At 69.5% G+C, this 13,947-nt stretch carries 10 protein-coding genes and 3 pseudogenes; 5 read left to right on the top strand and 8 right to left on the bottom strand.

The window, feature by feature from the left end:
• Positions 1-84 precede the first annotated feature (84 nt).
• Positions 85-306, top strand: a pseudogene (locus C7T91_RS20905) (RsmD family RNA methyltransferase); the annotation flags it as partial.
• A 75-nt stretch (positions 307-381) separates the two neighbouring features.
• Here the strand turns inward: C7T91_RS20905 and C7T91_RS33730 are convergent.
• Positions 382-1,242, bottom strand: coding sequence for a hypothetical protein (locus C7T91_RS33730; protein WP_201742235.1), 861 nt, complete (start codon positions 1,240-1,242; stop codon positions 382-384).
• Positions 1,243-2,661: 1,419 nt separating this feature from the next.
• On the opposite strand from C7T91_RS33730, the pseudogene C7T91_RS38610 reads away from it, so the two are divergent.
• Positions 2,662-3,192: pseudogene (locus tag C7T91_RS38610) on the top strand (DEAD/DEAH box helicase); the annotation flags it as partial.
• Positions 3,193-3,251: 59 nt separating this feature from the next.
• Here C7T91_RS38610 and C7T91_RS36450 read toward each other — a convergent pair.
• Positions 3,252-3,549: pseudogene (locus C7T91_RS36450) on the bottom strand ([protein-PII] uridylyltransferase family protein); the annotation flags it as partial.
• A gap of 15 nt (positions 3,550-3,564) precedes the next feature.
• On the opposite strand from C7T91_RS36450, the gene C7T91_RS36445 reads away from it, so the two are divergent.
• On the top strand, positions 3,565-3,954 hold the full coding sequence (locus C7T91_RS36445) for a [protein-PII] uridylyltransferase family protein (protein ID WP_236638386.1): 390 nt from the start codon (positions 3,565-3,567) through the stop codon (positions 3,952-3,954).
• A gap of 348 nt (positions 3,955-4,302) precedes the next feature.
• On the opposite strand, the gene C7T91_RS20895 is transcribed toward C7T91_RS36445, so the two are convergent.
• Together C7T91_RS20895 and C7T91_RS20890 are read right to left on the bottom strand one after the other, a co-directional pair.
• Complete coding sequence (locus C7T91_RS20895) at positions 4,303-5,625, bottom strand: TRAP transporter large permease (RefSeq protein ID WP_108260943.1); 1,323 nt, start codon at positions 5,623-5,625, stop codon at positions 4,303-4,305.
• A 1-nt stretch (position 5,626) separates the two neighbouring features.
• Entirely contained in the window at positions 5,627-6,124 is a 498-nt protein-coding gene (locus C7T91_RS20890; protein WP_161556031.1) for a TRAP transporter small permease, read from the bottom strand.
• A 92-nt stretch (positions 6,125-6,216) separates the two neighbouring features.
• Between C7T91_RS20890 and C7T91_RS39765 the strand changes: the two genes are divergently transcribed.
• Positions 6,217-8,400, top strand: coding sequence for a hypothetical protein (locus C7T91_RS39765; protein WP_145962962.1), 2,184 nt, complete (start codon positions 6,217-6,219; stop codon positions 8,398-8,400).
• A gap of 287 nt (positions 8,401-8,687) precedes the next feature.
• Here the strand turns inward: C7T91_RS39765 and C7T91_RS20875 are convergent, their stop codons facing one another.
• Both C7T91_RS20875 and soxR read right to left on the bottom strand, forming a co-directional pair.
• A complete protein-coding gene (locus tag C7T91_RS20875; RefSeq protein WP_108260939.1) occupies positions 8,688-9,659 on the bottom strand; it encodes an MFS transporter in 972 nt (323 codons plus the stop codon).
• A gap of 158 nt (positions 9,660-9,817) precedes the next feature.
• Positions 9,818-10,285 carry a redox-sensitive transcriptional activator SoxR gene (gene soxR, locus C7T91_RS20870; RefSeq protein ID WP_108260938.1) on the bottom strand — a complete coding sequence of 156 codons (468 nt, stop codon included), beginning with the start codon at positions 10,283-10,285 and terminating at the stop codon, positions 9,818-9,820.
• Positions 10,286-10,433: 148 nt separating this feature from the next.
• Here soxR and C7T91_RS20865 point away from each other — a divergent pair, with 148 nt between their 5' ends.
• Entirely contained in the window at positions 10,434-11,159 is a 726-nt protein-coding gene (locus C7T91_RS20865; RefSeq protein ID WP_108260937.1) for an SDR family oxidoreductase, read from the top strand.
• A gap of 730 nt (positions 11,160-11,889) precedes the next feature.
• On the opposite strand, the gene C7T91_RS20860 is transcribed toward C7T91_RS20865, so the two are convergent.
• Together C7T91_RS20860 and hydA are read right to left on the bottom strand one after the other, a co-directional pair.
• Positions 11,890-12,489, bottom strand: coding sequence for an aspartate/glutamate racemase family protein (locus C7T91_RS20860; protein ID WP_108260936.1), 600 nt, complete (start codon positions 12,487-12,489; stop codon positions 11,890-11,892).
• Positions 12,489-13,943: a dihydropyrimidinase gene (hydA, locus tag C7T91_RS20855; protein ID WP_108260935.1), complete on the bottom strand. Its 1,455-nt coding sequence runs from the start codon at positions 13,941-13,943 to the stop codon at positions 12,489-12,491. The genes C7T91_RS20860 and hydA overlap by 1 nt, the downstream gene beginning before the upstream one ends.
• Between the last annotated feature and the right edge of the window lie 4 nt (positions 13,944-13,947).

The raw sequence follows: 13,947 nt of genomic DNA, 5'->3' as shown, positions 1-13,947 counted from the left end.
TGCGTCCTGTCCGCGGACAGTTATAGGGGCGCAAACCGCCCGCGCCAGATCCTTTCCCGCGCGGCCAGAGAAAAGGCGAGACCCATGCGCATCATTGCCGGACGCTGGCGCGGCCGCGCCCTGACCCCGGTCGGCAAGGGCGATCCCGGCCACCAGCTGCGCCCCACCACCGACCGGGTGCGCGAGAGCCTGTTCAACGTCATCGAGGGCGGTCGGTTCGGCGATCCGGTCGACGGCGCGCGGGTGCTCGACCTCTTTGCCGGGACCGGGGCGCTGGGACTGGAGGCGCTCAGCCGCGGCGCCGCAGCCCCCGCACCGCTTCGCCTGCCCCGCTGCGGCAGGTGCGCCCGCAGCACTGTCGCGACCGCGACGGCCCCGGGATTACTGAACGCTGCGGAGCCGCCGGACAGGGGCCGGATCGGACCGGCGCAATTCGTGCAGGAGCTTGCAGCACCAGGCCGGATGCCCATCGCCGGCACCGCGCAGCGGCAGCGGCGCTTCGGATTCGAGATCCTTCCGGACCCAGCACAGCTTGCGCAGCTCCGCAATCATGTGCGACAGCCCGCCGACGCCCAGCCTCTCCGCCCGCTCAAGCGCCCGCACCAGTTCGACCGGCTCGGGATGCCAGGGCGAAAGCCGCTGCACCCGCGCCTTCGAGCCTCCGGCCCATTCCAGCGCACGGGCGAGCATCAGACGGATCGCGGGGATCTCGGCCATCGGCTGGCCGAGCAGCTCAAGCAGCACGAGCGTGTTGACATTCGCGGTCACATCGACCGGGTTCCCGAGCAAGTCGGGCACCAGCCAGCTGCCGAAGACATCATAGTCATGCCAGGGCTCGGATGCGGCAGTGAGCTGGTCGACACGGACCGGCACCAGCGCCTCGCGGTAGATCGCCTGCAGATCCGCGAGGCTGCGGCGTCCGTAGCGGTGCAGCGTGACCGCGATCAGCGCGGTGGCGTCCAGTTCGGGCGAACGGCTTGCGCCGCTCCAGACGGGGCGCGTCCCGGCAGGATGCAGCCCGAAATGGCCGGGACGGCCGGGCGTTTCGCAGCTTTCGAGATAGCCGAGCGCCGCCGCGATGCCTTCGGCAAGCAGCGGATCTTCGCGGCTTGGCCAAATCGCGTCGAGGCAAAGCGCCGTCACGGTGCCGTTGCTTTCTGCGAGGCGGCCGTTTTCGAGCAGCACTTCGGACAGGAAAGCGCCGTCGGCGCGCTGGTTGGCTCGGATGAGGCCGGGGGTCATGGCAAAGTCCTCGGATGCAAGGTGACGGGGCATGCCCGGACGGGCATGGCGGATCGGGGAGCGGCATCGGAAACCGCTGGCGGGTCCAGGTCCGGGGCGCCGCCGCATGGCCAGGTTTCCGGCGCCATTTCCGGCTGCGCCCCGGCAGAGCACGGCGGCGCATCACGCGGCGCGGCGGCACAGGCCGCCGGGGGCGCATAGGGAATGACGCTGCCGGCCCTCAGCAGGTCCGGCAGACGGGATTCGGGAGCCATCGGGGAACGGGACTGGTCTGTCATTCAGAGCTGCGCTCCCGGTCAGGCCGCCATCGCCATGCGCACGGCAAAGGCGGCCACGCGGTCTGCCGACCAGGCGCAGCCGCCCGCATTCCGTGCGGCGGCATCAGCAGGGACAGGTCCGAAAAGCGCGCCGCCATGCGGACACGCCGCATGGCGGCGGCAAGGGAAGGCACGGCCAAGGTTCGCGCGACAGCCCCGGCCAAGGGGCTGCTCGCCTGCCGGTTGCCGGGGCTGAGCATGTGCTGGTGTCTCCCTCGCGCCCCGGACGGGGCAAGTTCCGGAAGACGCTAGCAATCTGCCCTGCGCGGTTCTGTGACAAATGACACAGTGGCAAATCCTACGCGGCGTCAACCTGGTAGGTTCCCGGTCACGTCCCGGACTTCGGGACGCCGGTGCGGCAAGGGCGGATTGTCGGCAAGGGGGAAGGAACTGGCCGCGCGCCTCCCAGCAAGGCGGCCGCGAAGCGATGCACGGCGCCAAGCGCCGTCCAGACGGGAGATCAGAAGGACATTGTTGCAGAAAGCGGCTTCAGGACGATTGTGTTGAGAAACTCGCGCACACGTTCGCAGGCCCCAAAATCGAGGAAAAACATTCCAAGACTGTAAGCACTCGGTTTGTACCGCCTTACCGGCTAACGCGCCGCGCTCCGGCACCGCCCCGTCCGCCGGGCCGCCCATCGGGCCCGGAACTGCCATCGGATGCGCCACCGGTCCGAGCACCGCTGGCGACGGCGCCCCAATGGGCAGCTCTCCCGGACCGGCAGCCGGTCCCGCAATGCCCGAGCCCCGGATCACATCCGGAAATGCCATGCCGGCCACGCCGCCGGCCACGGATGATCAAGCCGGGGGCGAGGTCGCACATGGGTCGGTTCTCAACGGAAATGTCCCGGCTGCCAGGGTCAGGTCTCAAAGGATATCAAAAATTTCCAGGTCGCCGGGCCGTCGCGGGCAGCTTCTGGCTTGGTCCTGATGCGGGCTTACCTCATGGGATTCACGACGTGAATTCCCACGACAGACGACTTCTGCAACACTGCCTCAATTTCCCGTCCGCCCGGGTTTCCGGTTGACTTTATGCCGCGCTGCCCCCAAGTGCTGGTCTCGTAATCGCCCGCGCCCCTGCCCAGCACGCGCCGGATGCCCGGATGTCCCTTCGTTGCGGCCGTCCCGGTCTGCGGTTACGCCCGCCGCTCCCGAAGATGCGGCGGTGCCCGCAGCACCTCCCCGGACTTCGCCGGACCCATTTCGCGGCTTCGAGCCGCCACGACAGGACATATCCTTTCATGAGTTTCGACCAGATGGGGCTTAAGCCCCGCCTGCTGGAGGCGCTTGCCGCCGCCAAGATCACCGACCCGACCCCGATCCAGGAAAAGGCCATCCCGCACGCGCTGGAAGGCCGCGACGTCATGGGCCTCGCCCAGACCGGAACCGGCAAGACCATGGCCTTCGGCCTGCCGCTCGCCCAGAAGCTGATGCACGACCAGCAGAAGTGCAAGCTGCGCAGCGCCCAGGCGCTGATCCTCGCGCCGACCCGCGAGCTGGCGCAGCAGATCTTCGAGAACCTTTCGATGATCACCGACGGCGCGCATCTGCGCCTGGCCATCGTCACCGGCGGCGCCTCGGTCAACCGCCAGGCCCAGAAGCTGTCGCGCGGCGTCCACCTGCTGGTCGCCACGCCGGGACGCCTTCTGGACCTGATCGACCGCAAGGACGTGTCGCTGCATGACACGCGCTCGGCGATCATCTGGCGGGTCTGGGTGAAGAACTCGATCTCGCGGATGCCGCCCGGCCCCAGCTTCAGGTTGCGCCCNGTCAAGCCGGGCATCGTCCCAGGTGTTCTTCTGGGCGCGGATCTTGGCCTGCATCGCCTGGGTTTCCTCGATCGTCGCGAAATCGAGATGGCGGCGCCAGATGAAGGGGCGGATCTCCTTGAGGAAGCGCCGTCCGGCCGCAATGTCCCCAGAAGACGGCCGCGCCTTGATGAAGGCGGCCCGCTCCCAGGTGCGCCCGAGGCTCTCGTAATAGGGGGGCGCGATCCGTCTCTGCGGGTGCGGGGCACCTGCGAGGGGCTGTCGCGGCTGGCGGCGGCGGGCTGGATCCCGAAGCCCGAAGCCGCCGAGCTGGCGGAGCATTACGCCAAGCTGCGCACCTGGGAGCACCGCGTCCAGATGGTGCAGGACGCCCAGAGCCATGACCTGCCCAAGGATGCCGAAGGCTGGGAGCGGATGGCCGCCTTCCTCGGCCTGCCGGAGGGCGAGGCGCTGAAGGCGGAGATGCGCGGCACCTTCGCCCGGGTGCAGGACCTGACCGCGCCGATCATGCTGCAGAAGCCGGGCCAGGCCGCCCCCGCGGCGCATCCCGACGCGGCGGAGATCCTTGCGCCCGCGCGCGGCGCGGCCGCAGGATCTGCCGCCTCCGGTTCCCGAGATGACGGATGAGCACTTGCAGCGCGCGCCGCAGGACGGCTGGCAGCTTGGGCCGCCCGGGTCCCGTTTCTCCCGTGCAGGGTCGGCGCAGGCAAACATCGCCGCGCCGGTCAACGGGGTGCCGCCCGTGGGCATGGGACGCGGCGCCGGGATGGTCTGCTTCCCGGATGTCATCCGGCCGGAGGCCATGATGATGCCATTGCCGCGACGGCCGGGATCGACCGGGTCCGCATGGCTTCTCGCACGGGCGGCGGCCATGTTGCCTTGATCCGTCCTGCACCGGCTCCGGCAGTCCCGGCCGCTTTGCCGTGCCGGACCGGCGGAGGGGCGCGCCTGCCCGGGACCGGGGCAGGCGGCGGGCTACATCAGGCCGAAGAGGCGCGGCAGGCCCAGCGTCAGCGCCGGGACATAGGTCACCAGCAGCAGGGCCAGGATCAGCGTGACGAAGAACGGCATAAGCGGCCGCGACACGCGCTCGATCGACAGCCCGGCCACGCCGCAGCCGACGAAGAGCACCGAGCCCACCGGCGGCGTCATCGAGCCGATCCCGAGGTTGAAGATCATCATCAGCCCGAACTGCACCGGATCCATGCCGACCTCCTGCGCGATCGGCAGGAAGATCGGCGTGAAGATCAGCACGGCCGGGGTGAGGTCCATGAAGAAACCGATCACCAGCAGGCAGACGTTCATGATCAGCAGGATCGCGAACGGGTTCTGGAAGTAGAGCAGCGCATCGGCGATCGCGTCCGGCACGCCGGTGATCGCCATCACGTAGGACATGATGCCCGAGGCGGCGATCAGGAACAGGATCGAGGCGCTCATCACCACCGATTCCTGGACGACCTCGACATATTCGCGCCAGGTCGCCAGCCGGTAGGCCAGCGAGAGCGCGAAGCAGTAGAGCACGGCCACGGCCGCCCCCTCGGTCGCGGTGAAGGCGCCGATCACGATGCCGCCGATCACCACGACCACCATCATCAGCGAGGGCAGTGCCTGCAGCACGGTGTCGAGCGCTTCGCGGCCGCCGGGACGCGGTTCGACCGGCATGCCGCGGCGCTTGGCGATGATCCCGGCGACGATGATCACTGCGAGCCCCATCAGCAGGCCCGGAATGTAGCCGCCGACGAACAGCGCCGAGATCGAGGTGCCGCCGGAGACCAGCGAGAACAGGATGAGCGGGCCGCTCGGCGGGATCAGGATGCCCGAGGGCGCGGAGGCGATGTTGACCGCCGCGGCGAAGCCCGGATCGTAGCCTTCCTTCTTCTGCAGCGGCGCCATGGTGCCGCCGACTGCCGCCGCCGCGGCGATGGCCGAGCCCGAGATCGAGCCGAACAGCATGTTGGCGATGACGTTGGTATGGGCCAGCGCGCCGGGCAGGCGGCCGCCCAGGAGCTTGGCGAGGTTGACCAGCCGGATCGCGATCCCGCCCTTGTTCATGATGTTGCCGGCCAGGATGAAGAAGGGGATCGCCAGCAGCGTGAAGCTGTCGAGCCCGGCGAACATCTTCTGGGCGGCGACGAAGAAGGCCACGTCCGGCGGCAGGAAGAACAGCCCGGTCAGGATCGAGGAGACGGCGATTGCCACGGCGATGGCGACGCCCTGGGCCAGCATCCCGAAGAACAGCCCGAAGAGCAGCACCGCGGCGAAGACGGTCTCGTCCACGTAGTCGAAAATCCAGTCCATCTCAGTACTCCGGCAGGTCGCGGCCCGCGTGGTAGTCACGGACGAGTTCGGTCATCTTCAGGCCCTGCAGCACCAGGATCAGCACGGCGGTCAGCGGCATGATCAGGTAGACCTGCCCGATCGGCAGCCGCAGGATCGGCGAGAACTGCTCCATCGAGGAGCCCATCGCCTTCAGCCCGCCGAGGAACATGATGACGCCGGCGAAGAGCATGGTCACCGCGTCGTTGGCCAGCAGCAGCGCCAGGCGGCGGCGGCCCTGCAGGCGGCCGGTGAGAAAGACCAGCGACAGGTGGCGGCGCACGCCGAAGGCATGGGCCGTGCCGAGGAAGGCCATCCAGATCATCATGAAGCGCAGCAGCTCCTCGGCATAGAGCGCCGGTGCCTGCAGCACGTAGCGGGTGAAGACCTGCCAGAGCATCAGGCCGACCATCGCCACCAGCATGGCGGACGCAATGGCGAGCAGGGTCTTCTCGATCCCCGTCTTTAGTCGCGTGAGCATGTTTCCTCCTCTTCCGCGGCGCCGCCGGTCCCCGCGCATGGGCCCGTGCGGCACGCTGCCGTGGCTGGCGCGGCCGGGAGCCTGCGGGCGATGTGCTCGATCCCGGCATGACCTGGCAGAAATTCTGGGCGGCCGCGGCGCTGGAGAACACCGGCCCCGGCCCGGCGGTATGGCGGATCGGCACGCCTCTGGCAGCGGCGGGCGAGCTGGAAATCCTGGCGGTCCGCGCGGGCGGGCAGGCCGAGACACTGCTCGAAGCCTCGTTCCGGCATGGCTTCGGCACCCGCCCTGTCGACAGCCGCAAGCTGGTCTCGACGCCTCTGGCCGTCGCGCCGGGCGAGACCGTATGGCTCGCAGTCGGCTACCGCCCGCTGGGCTTCGGCCAGCTGCCGCTCTGGCTCTCCGGACCGGAAGGCGCCGCAGCGCGGATCGCCGCCACCGCGGCAGGCGACGCAGCGTTCTACACGGGCACGCTCGCGGTCATCGCCTGCTTCCTCGGGTTCTGCCTGGCCATGCGCCATGCGACCGGACTGTGGTTCGGCGCGCTCCTGCTGGCGAACCTCGCCGTGGTGGCGCAGAGCGAGGGGCAGTTCTTCCGCTGGCTCTGGCCCGGCGCGCCGCTCTTCAACCTCAATGCCACGCTGCCGATGATCCTGGCGGCGGCGGCGTTCGGCTATCTGGCGGTGCTGCGCTGCGGGCGGGACACGCTGGGGGTGCGGGCGCGGCGCATTGTCGGGGCGGCGCTGGCTGCCTGCCTCCTGCAGCTGGCGGCGCTGCCCTTCGTCTCTCCCGGCGCGGCGGTCCTGCCCGGCCGGTCCCGCGCAAATCCATGGGGGTCATCTTGTGAGGCCGGCATGGGAAGACCTCCCAAGGCGGCGCACGAAGCCGCCCGAATGCGCGCATATGGGCAGGCGCTGCAGCAGCGCGGGACGCTGGCCGGTTCCCGGTCCCGGGGTGCCATCGGCGCACAGGCGGTTCGGGCGCCGCTGCCGTCAGCAGGCTCGCAGCGCAAGGCGGATAAGGACTTGATCCGGCGGAGCCCGGGCCGGTCCGCGCCAGCGGCAAATCCTTCGGGGGGACGATTTGAGGGCCGGACGGGCGGTGTCCGGCGAAGCCCATTCAGGCATGCCCGCCCCGCAAGGTGTTCCTCGGCTTGCCGTTCCGCCGGGCCGGGGCCTTGGAATGCCACGGGGCCGATCGTGCATGGCGGGGCGTTTCGGGACGAGCCTGCCGGAGCTGTCCGGGCGGTATGCCCGGTGCCGGACTCCTGCACCGTTTCCGGCCGCAGGGCAGATGGGTCGATGGCGCCAGTGTCACCGCGCAGGCCGGTCGGAGAGACCGCGTTGCCATTCCGCAACGCGCTTCCAAGGCGCCGTTGTCGCCTAACGTGGACAGCGCCGGCATCAAGGCCGTCGGGGAAGGCGCGCGGCACAGCCGCCAGCATGGCGCTTCGAGCCGCCGCATCCGTCGGCCGCCCGGACCGGTGGCGCGGCCCGCTCTTGGCGGAAGCCCCGTCGGATCGACCGGGAAAACGCCGGAGAACCTGGCGGTCGCGCTTGCCGCCGGCACTGCCGGCGATGCCCAGCTGCTGCCGGAACTGCTTGCCCGGAACCCGGCGGACGAAGCGGAAGGATAAAATTGCCATGGGGACTGCCGACGGCGCGTTCGGCGCCCGTCCGCGCCCGCGCAGCCGGGCAGTCTTGCTTCGAGAGGCGTCCGTTCCTGCAGAGCTGGAGCGAAGGCATGGCTGCCGCCGGTCCGAAGGAATGCCCGCGCCTCCGCGCGCCGGAAACGCCGGGTGGCAGCGGTGCTTGGACCGGTGGGGCATCCTCTGGCAACGCGCCGGTGACGGTGCCGATCTTCTCTTCCGCCGGGATCCGGTCGAGAAGCTCCGGGAGGAGCAGGGCCAGGAAACGATCCGGGGGGCTGTTTCTCCGGCGAATGGGGCGGCCGCCCCCGCGTCCGGAGGTGACATCCATCGCCCGGATGCTGTCCTCCGCCGTCTCCATTGCCAGAGGACTTTGCGGCACTGGCGGCGGCGGTGTGTTCCGTACGTTCCGGCCAGCCAGTCATTCATCGGACTTTCGCCGCATCACGGTCGCTCTCCATGCGCCGGGGCGCTTGATGCCGGTGCTGTCAGCTGCCCCGCAGGGCGTTGCACGGCAAGGCCCGGGAAGGGACCAAGAGCCCGGGGACGAGAGCCGGACGGCAATCGTCCGGCGGGCTTTCGCGGCTCCGCAGTGGCCACACCTCCCTCTCTCTCCGGCGCCGACTGAGCGCGGAGACGTCCGGACTCTGCCAACCCGAGGATGCCGGAAACAATGCCGGAGGTGTGTCGAAGCGGCAGGCCAAACAGGCTCTTCGCCATCAGGGGGGGCCGCCCGTCCGGTCCTCAACTGCCCTGCCGCGAGTTCTGCCGCCGCCGCAGACCGGCCCGGACTCCGCCGGACCGGTCTGCTGATCCTCCTCATTCGGAACAGACGGGCGGGCGTCCTGGCTGGCCGCCTTTCGTCGGAAGCCAGGCCATGTCCCGGTCGGCCGGACCAGAAGCGCCCCGCGCCGCCTAGCAGGCTGCTGAAATAGTCGGGCTGCCGGAATGGATTTCCGTCTTGCTGGTCGCGGTGGCGCGATCCACCCGCCATTCCTGGCCTCTCGGCGCAGGTGGCGCAGCGGCCGCGGTCTTCAGATGGCCGGTAGCCGCGGCAGCCGGGCGGGATTGGCCGCCGCCGGCGCGGGGATGAAGCGCGAGCGCACCCGGCACGAAGGCCGCCAGCGCCGCCGCGCCGATCGCGAGCGGCAGCCAGAGCGGCATCGCCGCCCCGCCATGGCCCTCGCCGATGATCGACAGCCCGTAGACGAGCCCGCCGAAGCCGAGCGCCGAAAGCGGCACCGAGACCAGATCGAGCGGCGCCTTCCTCGGCTCGGTCACGTTCTGCAGCCGCGCCTGTCCCAGCGCCAGAGCCGCCAGCCCGATCGGCAGCACCAGCCAGAACATCCAGCGCCAGTCGAGCAGGTTGAGGATGATCCCCGAGATCGTCGGCCCGATCGCCGGCGCCACCGAGATCACGATCGAAATGTTGCCCATGGTGCGCCCGCGGCTTTCCGGCGGCACCAGCGTCATCACCGTGGTCATCAGGAGAGGCATCATGATCGCGGTGCCCGAGGCCTGCACGATCCGCCCCGCGATCAGCGTGCCCAGTCCCGGCGCCGTGGCGCAGACCAGCGTGCCGAGGCTGAAGAGCCCCATCGCCGCGGTGAAGACCTGCCGCGTGTGGAACCGCTGGATCAGAAAGCCGGTCACCGGAATGACCACCGCCATGGCCAGCAGGAACGCGGTGGTCAGCCATTGCGCGGCGGCGGCGGTGATGCCGAGATCGGTCATCAGCCGCGGCAGCGCCACGCCCATGATGGTCTCGTTCAGGATCACCGTGAAGGCCGAGACCAGAAGCAGCAGGATCACCAGCCGGTTGCGGCCCGTGTGATCCTCCGCCGCGGGCAGGACGGCAGAGTCGAGGGAAGGGGAAGCCGTGGACATGGCGGATACTCGGATGTGTTGGGAACTGCGGCGCGCCGGGGATGGAATGCAAGGCCTGGGCACGCTGCTGCGGTTGCTCCGCAGATAGGCGCGGTTCCGCCCGGACGCAAGCAGGCAGGATGCCCCGTCCGGCCCGTCGGCCGGCCGCCGGGCCGGGATCAGCGCCGCGCAGTCTGCAAGAGGAGCGGCCCGCTCGCCGTCCGGCCCAGCCGGTCATCGGGATTGCGCAGCGGGCAGTCGGTTTTCGACAGGCAGCCGCAGCCGATGCAGCCCTCCATCTTGTCGCGCAGCTCGGTCAGCCCGTCGATCCGGGCCTGGATCGCCTGCTGCCAGCGGTCGACCATGGCGCTGACCTCGTCCGTGCCTGCCATCTGCCCGGAGGGGACCGGCTTCAGCAGCTCGAGGATCTCGGCCAGCGGGAAGCCCAGATCCTGCGCGACCTTGATGATCGCTATCCGCCGCAGGATGTCGCGCGCATAGCGGCGCTGGTTGCCGGCGGTGCGCAGCGACGTGATCAGCCCCTTGGCCTCGTAGAAATGCAGCGTCGAGACCGCGACGCCGCTGCGCCGCGCGACCTGGCCGACGCTCAGGAATTTGGGCGGATTTGCCGCGTTCTCCTCGGCCATCAATTCCTTGACCTCAAGTTATGTTGAGGTTTTATAAGGGCACCGGCTTGCAGGTGCAAGTCCCCCCGCCGCGGCGGGGGTGGTTGCGGAGCCGGTCCCGCCCAGCCCATGGCGCCCGGTTCCAGTTCGAACGGAGTTGGGGCGACGCATGGAAGAAAATGCAAGGATCGCGCTGGTCAGCGGCGCAAACCGCGGCATCGGCGAGGCGATCACCGCCGGTCTGGCCAATGAGGGCGTGCATGTCCTGATGGGCTGCCGGGATCTGGAGAAGGGCAAGGAGGCCGCCGCCCCCTTCGTCGCGGCGGGCCTCGCCGTGACCCCCGTGCAGCTCGACATCACCGATGCGGCCAGCGTCGCCGCTCTGGCGCAGCAGCTTGCGGACAGCTTCGGCCATATCGACATCCTGGTGAACAATGCCGGGGTGGGCCTTGATTTCGTGCCGGATCTGTCGGTGCCCGAGAAAATGGCGCAGACCCTCGAAATCAACGTCATCGGCACGCTGCGCCTGACCGAGGCCATGCTGCCGCTGCTGTCGCAGAGCAGCCAGCCCCGGATCGTCAACGTCTCCTCCGAGCTTGCCTCCTTCGGGCTGCGCCACGATCCGGAGTGGGAACATGCCGACAAGATCCTGCCGACCTATGCCGCGTCGAAGGCAGCGCTCAACGCGCTGACCGTCAGCTACGCTGCGCAGCTCGGGCCGCAGGGCTTCAAGGTGAACGCGATCTGCCCCGGCTTCACGGCGACCGCCGCGACGAATTTCCTGCCCGACCGGACGCCGGAAGAGGCGGCTGTCGTCGCGGTCGAGATGGCGCTGACCGGCGAGGACGGGCCGAATGGCAGCTTCTCCAACGACCGCGGCCCGCTGCCCTGGTGACTTGGGACTGCCCGGCCCCGGCCGGGCAACATGCCCTGCGCCGAAGCGGCACCCGCCGCGGCGGCGGCTGAATGGCTCCGGCAGGTCCGGCCGGGCCAACGAGGCCCGGATGCGCGGCCTCTCCGGAGGCGCCTGCCGTCGCCAGCGGCGCGCGGATGGTGGCGCTTGCCGCTGGAAACAGCTCGGACCAATGGCGCAAAAGCGGCTCGCTGTGCGGACCGGTTCGCCGTGCGGCAGCGCGGCGGGCCAGGCTTCGGCATGCGGCCGATCTGGCCCATGTGGGTCCCGGACCTGACTCCCTCTCACCGGTATGTGCAACATGCCCGCTGCCGCCGAAGGCCGGGACCGGGATGATCCTTGCTCGCCGCTTTCGGCCTCCGGTGCCGGGGGTGAACACGAGGCCGCGGACCAAAACTTCGGCTCCGCGACCACCTGGCCGATCTTCTCCTGCGTACGGGCGCTCCGCTCGAACCGGGGGCGGGGACGGGCGCGCAGCCGATTTCCGCGGCCGTCATGGCCGGTTCGGATGCCGCCTGGGCCATGGTCACGATCGCGGTCCGCATCCGGCGCTGATCGGTGTGGCGCGGATACCGGTTGACCCGCTCTGCCGGATGGATGGTGCCGCGATGGATCGCCGGTCGCCGGTCAAGTCCCGGCCAGTCCGGCCATCGTCAGTAGCTTGCGGAAGGCATCGAGCGCCGATCAATCGGCGGGACATCGCCTTCCTGGATCAATGTCTGATCCGCCTCGTGCCTTGAACTCCGCTGACTGGCGTTGCCGCGTTGTCCCGGGGCGGAGTTCGACAGGCGCCGAAGCTGGCTGCCTGGCGCGAAATGCCCCGGCCACTTCTGATTGCGCCGGTCCGGTCAATGCGGCCGACGGGACCGACCGCATCCTTGTGCCTCCGCATGATTTCGAAGGTCCGGTCGGCGTTCGCCAGGATCGCCGCCGCGCGTGGCGCCATGGTCCAAGGCCGCGATCGGCAAGCGCCGGATGCCGCGCCGGGGCCGCATGCAGCGCTTCCGCATGCGGCGGCGTGGCAGCCGATCACCGGCTGCGGCACGAGCGACCGGGCAAGCTCCAGCCCCGGATCGGAGAAGCAGCCGATCACGAAGGCGGCGGCATCCGGGCGGGATTGCGCCAGCGCGGCGACGCCGAGGCCCGCGCGCGCGACGTCCTCGTTGGTCAGGATCGTCGCCGGGCTCTCGGGCAGGTCGGTCACCTCGAAGCCCGCGCCCTGCACCGGGGACAGGTGGGCGATGGCGTCGCGGATGCCCTGCGTCACCGCGGGCGAGGAATTCGGGTTCACGACGAGGACCGGCCCCCGCATCAGCGCAGCACCGCGCCGAAATTCTGCGCCGGGTCGAACTCCTTGGCCTGCCAGCCGGAGCGGCCGCGCAGATCGGCCGGTTTCCGCGCGACGAAGCGGCCCTGTCCCTCGGAGGCCTTCAGCTCACCATGCGCGACGATGGTTTCGCCGCGGGTGAGGACGGTTTCCGGCACGCCGGTCAGCTCCAGCCCCTCGAAGGGCGTGTAATCCATGTTGTCATGCTGGTCGGCCACCGTCACGGTCCGGCGGGTCTCGGGATTCCAGATGGCGATGTCGGCATCCATGCCGGGAGCGATCCGGCCCTTGCGGTCGCAGCCGAAGGTTTTCGCCGCGTTGGTTGATGAGAGCGCCACGAACTGCTCCAGCGTGATCCGGCCCTTTGCGACGCCCTCGGAGAAGAGCCATGGCAGACGCGCGGCGATGCCGGGCATGCCGTTGGCGATCTTCGGATAGGGCACGTCGAAGCCGTTGAGGAACTTGCCGGACTGGTCAGCGCGGTAGGGCGCGTGGTCGGAGCTAACGCTCTCGAAGGTGCCCGACGCGATATGGCGCCAGAGCGCGTCCTGCGTGGCATGGTCCCGCAAGGGGGGCGAGCAGATGTATTTCGCGCCTTCCATCCCCGGACGGTCGAGATCGTCGCGGGTCAGCGCCAGGTATTGCGGGCAGGTCTCGGCATAGAGCTTCGCGCCCGCGAGCTTCTCGCGCTGGACGATGGCCGCGCCGCCCGCGGTGGAGACATGGACGATGAAGAGGGGCGCATCGACGAGCTTGGCCAGCTGGATCGCGCGGTTGATCGCCTCTTCCTCGGCCAGTTCGGGCCGCGAGATCGCATGGTATTTCGGCGCGGTCAGCCCCTTGGCGGCGAGCTGCCGGTTCATCCATTTGACCATGTCGTTATTCTCGGCATGGACCATGGTGACGGCGCCGTGCTCGCGCGCGACGCTCAGGATATCGAGCATGCCGCCGTCGCCGAGGTTCATCAGGTCATAGGTCATGAAGACCTTGAACGACGTGATGCCCGAGGCGAAGGCGCGCGGCAGCTGGTCCTCCAGCACCTCCGGCTGCGGGTCGGAGATGATCAGGTGCCAGGAATAGTCGATCACCGACCGCTTTGCCCGGTCGCCATAGGTGGCGATCACCTCGTCGACCGACTGGCCACGATGCTGGGCGGCGAAGGGGATGAAGGACGAATTGCCGCCGAAAGCCGCCGAGATCGACCCGGAAAGGTAGTCGTCGGCGGTCATCACGCCGGATGAGCTTTCCTGCGCGATATGCGCATGGGCCTCGATGCCGCCCGGCATGACGATCCGCCCGCCCGCATCGATGCGCCTGTCGCCGCCCGGCAGCCGCTCGGCCACGGCGGCGATGCGCCCGTCCTTGATCCCTATGTCGCCCGCGTAGATCTCCGAGGCGGTCGCGATCGTGCCGCCATGGATGACGGTGTCGAAGTCCATCTGT

Origin of the sequence: Mangrovicoccus ximenensis (assembly GCF_003056725.1) — a bacterium.
GTDB classification, from domain to species: Bacteria; Pseudomonadota; Alphaproteobacteria; order Rhodobacterales; family Rhodobacteraceae; genus Mangrovicoccus; species Mangrovicoccus ximenensis.
Note: the sequence above shows the minus strand (reverse complement) of the source record. Positions and strands in the feature narration are given on the sequence as shown.

Coding starts and splice junctions, on each gene's coding strand:
- C7T91_RS33730 (WP_201742235.1), bottom strand. CDS start 1,242: ATGACCCCCGGCCTCATCCGAGCCAACCAGCGCGCCGACGGCGCTTTC.
- C7T91_RS20895 (WP_108260943.1), bottom strand. CDS start 5,625: ATGGACTGGATTTTCGACTACGTGGACGAGACCGTCTTCGCCGCGGTG.
- C7T91_RS20890 (WP_161556031.1), bottom strand. CDS start 6,124: ATGCTCACGCGACTAAAGACGGGGATCGAGAAGACCCTGCTCGCCATT.
- C7T91_RS20875 (WP_108260939.1), bottom strand. CDS start 9,659: ATGTCCACGGCTTCCCCTTCCCTCGACTCTGCCGTCCTGCCCGCGGCG.
- soxR (WP_108260938.1), bottom strand. CDS start 10,285: ATGGCCGAGGAGAACGCGGCAAATCCGCCCAAATTCCTGAGCGTCGGC.
- C7T91_RS20865 (WP_108260937.1), top strand. CDS start 10,434: ATGGAAGAAAATGCAAGGATCGCGCTGGTCAGCGGCGCAAACCGCGGC.
- C7T91_RS20860 (WP_108260936.1), bottom strand. CDS start 12,489: ATGCGGGGGCCGGTCCTCGTCGTGAACCCGAATTCCTCGCCCGCGGTG.
- hydA (WP_108260935.1), bottom strand. CDS start 13,943: ATGGACTTCGACACCGTCATCCATGGCGGCACGATCGCGACCGCCTCG.